Source organism: Streptomyces sp. YS-3, from assembly GCF_045257485.1.
GTDB lineage: Bacteria > Actinomycetota > Actinomycetes > Streptomycetales > Streptomycetaceae > Streptomyces.
The window spans coordinates 1-4,894 of record NZ_JBJHPC010000539.1; the positions used below are offsets into that span (position 1 = coordinate 1).

Genomic DNA, 4,894 nt, shown 5'->3' on the forward strand with positions numbered 1-4,894 from the left:
CCGCCGCCCCGCCCACGGTTCGGCCCCGGCCGAACGGTGACGGCGGCATCCTTGAGGTATGACAACCACAACGGGATCCGGACTGGCCGCGTTCGCCGCGCTGCTCGCCGACGAGACCCGGGCGGCCTTCTGTCTGGCGCTGCTGGACGGGCGGGCCTGGACGGCCGGCGAGCTGGCGCGGCATGCGAAGGTCGCCCCCTCCACGGCCAGTGAGCACCTGGGCAAGCTGGTGGCGGGCGGTCTGCTCCGCGAGGAGCGGCAGGGGCGGCACCGGTACGTGCGCCTGGCCGACGCCGGGATCGCCCATCTAGTCGAGGAGCTGGCGGCCCGGACGGCGGCCCCGGACCGGCCGCGCACCCTGCGGGCCGCCTCGGCGGGCAGCGCGATGGCCCGCGGGCGCACCTGCTACGACCACCTCGCCGGCCGCCTCGGCATCGCCGTCACGGACGCGATGACGGTACGGGGCCTGCTCACCCAGGAAGCCGGGTTCGCGCTGACGCGCGAAGGGGTGCGCTGGTACCGGGAGCTGGGGCTCGACCTCGCCTCCGGGGGCAAGCGCCCGCTGGTCCGGTCGTGCCTGGACTGGACCGAGCGCCGCCCGCATCTGGCCGGGGTGGCCGGAGCCGTGCTGTGCGCGCACGCGCTGGAGGCCGAGTGGTGCGTACGGATCGGGTCCGAGCGGGCGGTGCGGGTGACGCCGGCGGGCGAGGAGGCGCTGTCGGAGCTGCTCGGGGTGGAGAAGGCGAGCCTGCGGTGACCCGGGAAGCGGGCGGCGGCCGATAATTCGGTGAGCGCCGAACAGTCGCGGCCGTACCGTCGGCACATGACGAACTCCTCGCACACCGGCCGCCGCTCCGAACGGCTCGCCCTCGCCGCCGCCGGAGTGTCCGTGGTGCTGTGGGCCTCGGCCTTCGTGTCGATCCGCAGCGCCGGTGACGCCTACTCCCCCGGGGCGCTCGCCCTGGGCCGACTGCTCTCGGGCACCGTGGTGCTCGGCGTGCTGATGGCCGTCCGGCGCGAGGGGCTGCCGCCGCGGGCCGCCTGGCGCGGCACAGCCCTCTCCGGACTGCTGTGGTTCGGCCTCTACATGGTGGTGCTCAACTGGGGCGAGCAGCAGGTCGACGCGGGGACGGCCGCGATGGTCGTCAACATCGGGCCCATCCTGATAGCCCTGCTCGGCGCCCGCTTCCTCGGCGAGCGGCTGCCGCCCCGGCTGGTGGCGGGCATGGGCGTCTCGTTCGCGGGCGCGGTGGCGGTCGGCCTGTCGATGTCCGGCGAGGGCGGCGCCGACGTCCTCGGGGTGGCGCTGTGCCTGCTGGCGGCGGTGACGTACGCGGCCGGGGTGGTGGCGCAGAAGCCGGCGCTCGCCCACGGCAGCGCCCTGCAGGTCACCTTCTTCGGCTGTCTGGTGGGGACCGCGGTCTGTCTGCCGTTCAGCGGGCAGCTGGTGGCGGACGCCGCCGGCGCGCCGCTCCCGGCGACCCTGAACATGGTCTATCTCGGCGTCTTCCCGACCGCGCTCGCCTTCACGACCTGGGCGTACGCCCTGGCCCGTACGACGGCGGGCCGTATGGGCGCGACCACCTATGTGGTGCCGACGCTCGTGGTGCTGATGTCCTGGCTGCTCCTCGACGAGGTCCCCGCCTGGCTCACCCTCGTGGGCGGCGCCCTCTGCCTCGCGGGCGTGGCGGTCTCCCGCTCCCGCCCCCGGCGCCGTACGGACCGTACGGAACCGGTGGGCGTGAGCGTGCCGGTGGCGCCGGAGCCGGAGGGCGCAGGCGGGACCTGTTAGCGGGCGGGGCCCGTCAGAAGACCACCAGGGCCCGGCCGCCCCGGCCCGCGAGCATGTTCTCGAACGCGGCCGGGATCCCGTCGAGCCCGATCCGCTCCGAGACCATCGCCCCCAGGTCCAGGCGCCCGGCCCGCACGTGCTCGGCGAGCACCGGCAGGTCGCGGGCCGGGTCGCTGTTGCCGTAGACGCAGCCGGAGAGCGTACGGCCCCAGTGGAAGATCTCCAGGGCGTTGAAGGTGACCTGCTGGTCCTTGCCGCCGATGCCGACGACCGTGGTGCGCCCGCCGCGCCGGGTGGACTCCCAGGCGGTACGGATGGTCACCGCGCGTCCGACGCACTCCACGGCCACGTCCACACCGTGGCCGCCGGTCAGCCCGCGGATGTCCTTGGCGGTCGTCTCCGAGGCCACGACGAAGTCGGTGGCGCCCGCCCGCCGGGCCAGCTCCTCCTTCGCCGGGGAGACGTCGACCGCCACGATCCGGGCGGCGCCCGCGATACGGGCCGACTGGACGGTGGCCAGGCCCACGCCGCCGACGCCGAACACCGCGACCGTCTCGCCCTCGCGCACCCGGGCCGAGTGGTGGATCGCGCCGTAGCCGGTGAGGACCGCGCAGCCGAGCAGGGCGGCCTCGGTGAGCGGGATGCCCTCGGGCAGCGGCAGCAGACAGTTCTCCGCCACCACCGTCTCCTGCGCGAACGCGGCGACGTTGAGGCCGGGGTGGAGCTCGGTCCCGGTCGCGGTGCGCGCGTACACCGCGCCCGCGCCGCTCAGCGCGTTCACGCAGAGCCAGACCTCGCCCAGCGAGCAGGGGTGGCACGCGCCGCACGAGGGCGCCCAGTTGAGGACCACGCCGTCGCCCGGCGCCACCGAGGTGACCCCCTCGCCCACGGAAACGACCGTGCCCGCGCCCTCGTGGCCCAGGACCGCGGGGACCGGAACCCGCATGGTGCCGTTGGAGAGCGACAGGTCGGAGTGGCAGACCCCGGCGGCGGCGAGGCGGACCCGCACCCGGCCGGGGCCGGGCTCGGGGAGTTCTATCTCGGTGACCTCCAGCGGGGAGCCGATGGAGGGAAGGACGGCGGCGCGGACCACGATGCTGCTCCCGGGTTAGAGAAGGCGACAGGGCTGGGGGTCAGAACTGCAGGGACTTGGTCTGGAGGTACTCGGCCAGGCCGTGCGGGCCGAGCTCGCGGCCGACGCCGGACTGCTTGTAGCCGCCGAACGGGGCCAGCGGGTTGAACCGGCCGCCGTTGATGTCCACCTGGCCGGTCTCCAGCCGGCGGGCGAAGGCCACGGCCTCGGCCTCGTCCCCGGCCCAGACCGCGCCCGCGAGGCCGTACACCGTGCCGTTGGCGATGCGCAGCGCGTCCTCCTCGTCCTCGTAGCGCAGCAGCGAGAGGACCGGGCCGAAGATCTCCTCCTGGGCGATGGTCATCTCGGGGGTGACGTCCGCGAAGACGGTGGGCGCCACGTAGTACCCCCGCTCCAGCGGGGCCCCGGCGCCGCCCGCGACCAGTCGGGCGCCCTCCGCCACACCCTGCTCTATGTAGCCGCGCACCCGGTCCCGCTGCCGGGCGCTGACCAGCGGGCCGACGCGCTCGCCCACCGGGTACTTGGCCACGGCCGCCTTCGCCAGCTCGACCGCCTCCTCGTACCGGTCGGTGTGGACCAGCATCCGGGTCCAGGCGCTGCACGTCTGCCCGGCGTTGCTCATGACGTTGGCGACACCGACGGCGACGGCCTTGGCGAGGTCGGCGGAGGGCAGGATGACGTTGGCGGACTTGCCGCCGAGCTCCAGGGCGACGCGCTTGACGGCCCCGCCCGCCGTGGCGCCGATCCGCCGGCCGACGGCCGTGGAGCCCGTGAAGGAGACGAGGTCGACGCCCTCGTGCGCGGCGAGCGCCTGGCCGGCGACCGGGCCGAGACCGGTGACCAGGTTGAACACCCCGGCGGGCAGACCCGCTTCGTGCACCGCCTCGGCGAAGAGCCGCGCGGTGAGCGGGGTGTCCTCGGCGGGCTTGAGCACGACCGTGCAGCCCGCGGCGAGCGCGGGGGCGACCTTGGCGACGATCTGGTGCAGCGGGTAGTTCCAGGGCGTGATCGCGCCGACCACGCCGACCGGCTCGTGGAGGACCGTCGAGTTCCCGATCCGCTCCTCGAAGGGGTGGCCGGCGGCGAGTTCGGCGTACGAGCCGGCGACCGCGACGGGCAGGCCGACGTGCACCTGCCGGGCGAACTGCTCGGGCGCCCCGAGCTCGGCGGTGACGGTCGCGGCGATCTCGTCGGTGCGCGCGGCGAGCCGGTCCCGCAGGGCGGCGATCAGCGCGGCGCGCCCGGCGGGCGGGGTCGCGGCCCAGCCCGGCAGCGCCGCGCGGGCCGCGCGCACCGCCGCGTCGACGTCCTCGGCGGTGCCCGCCGGGACGTGGGCGATGACCCGCTCGTCCGCCGGGTTCACCACGGCGATCGTGTCGTCACCCGCGGCGGGCGTCCACCGGCCGCCCGTGTACATCCCGTCGTGGACCTTCATCGCGCTCCTCCTGGGTCTGGGACAGTGCACCCAAACTAGCGCCGGTAGTTTTCCGGCACCAGGGGCGCCCGGCCCCGGCAGGAGGAGGCTATGCGGTCCGCCCGGGGCCCCGGACGGCGGTCAGGTGGGCGAAGACCACGACATTGCCCTCGTAGCCCTTCTTGCGGTCGAACTTTCCGCCGCAGGTGATCAGCCGCAGTTCGGGCCGGCTCCGCGGGCCGTACACCTCCTCGTCGGGAAAGCCCGCCTTGTCGTACTTGCGGACCGCGTCCACCGTGTACACCGCGGTCCGGCCGTCGGCCCGCCGGACCTCGACCAGCCGGCCGGGCCGCAGCATCGAGAGGTTGGCGAAGACGGCCGCCCCGGTGCGGGTGTCGCGGTGGCCGACGGCGACGGCCGTGCCCGCCTCGCCCGGGGTGGGGCCGCCCCGGTACCAGCCGACCAGCTTGGGGTCGTCGACCGGTGGGGTGGCCAGGTGGTGCGCCGGGTCGAGCCCGAGGCCGACGACCGGCGCTCTCAGGCTGAAGTACGGGATGGCGAGGGCGGTCGCCCTGGACGGCGGCAGGGGCCGGGG

5 protein-coding genes are annotated in these 4,894 nt (G+C 75.3%); 2 read left to right on the plus strand and 3 right to left on the minus strand.

The annotated features are described in order from the left end of the window. Window positions 1–58 precede the first annotated feature (58 nt). Window positions 59–757, plus strand: coding sequence for an ArsR/SmtB family transcription factor (locus ACJA3G_RS30105; protein ID WP_406556203.1), 699 nt, complete (start codon window positions 59–61; stop codon window positions 755–757). Window positions 758–823: 66 nt separating this feature from the next. Beyond that, window positions 824–1,792 (plus strand): DMT family transporter, encoded by a 969-nt coding sequence (locus ACJA3G_RS30110; protein WP_406556204.1) that lies wholly within the window; start codon window positions 824–826, stop codon window positions 1,790–1,792. A 13-nt stretch (window positions 1,793–1,805) separates the two neighbouring features. Here the strand turns inward: ACJA3G_RS30110 and ACJA3G_RS30115 are convergent, their stop codons facing one another. The 3 genes from ACJA3G_RS30115 to ACJA3G_RS30125 form a co-directional block, all read right to left on the minus strand. Next, entirely contained in the window at window positions 1,806–2,888 is a 1,083-nt protein-coding gene (locus tag ACJA3G_RS30115) for a Zn-dependent alcohol dehydrogenase (protein WP_406556207.1), read from the minus strand. 37 nt (window positions 2,889–2,925) lie between these two features. After that, window positions 2,926–4,320: an aldehyde dehydrogenase family protein gene (locus tag ACJA3G_RS30120; protein WP_406556205.1), complete on the minus strand. Its 1,395-nt coding sequence runs from the start codon at window positions 4,318–4,320 to the stop codon at window positions 2,926–2,928. Window positions 4,321–4,408: 88 nt separating this feature from the next. Continuing rightward, the coding region (locus tag ACJA3G_RS30125) for a class F sortase (RefSeq protein WP_406556206.1) at window positions 4,409–4,894 on the minus strand (486 nt) is incomplete at its 5' end.

Bases quoted from the DNA above. Each gene is read 5' to 3' on its own strand.
- ACJA3G_RS30105 (WP_406556203.1), top strand. From the start codon at position 59: ATGACAACCACAACGGGATCCGGACTGGCCGCGTTCGCCGCGCTGCTC.
- ACJA3G_RS30110 (WP_406556204.1), top strand. From the start codon at position 824: ATGACGAACTCCTCGCACACCGGCCGCCGCTCCGAACGGCTCGCCCTC.
- ACJA3G_RS30120 (WP_406556205.1), bottom strand. From the start codon at position 4,320: ATGAAGGTCCACGACGGGATGTACACGGGCGGCCGGTGGACGCCCGCC.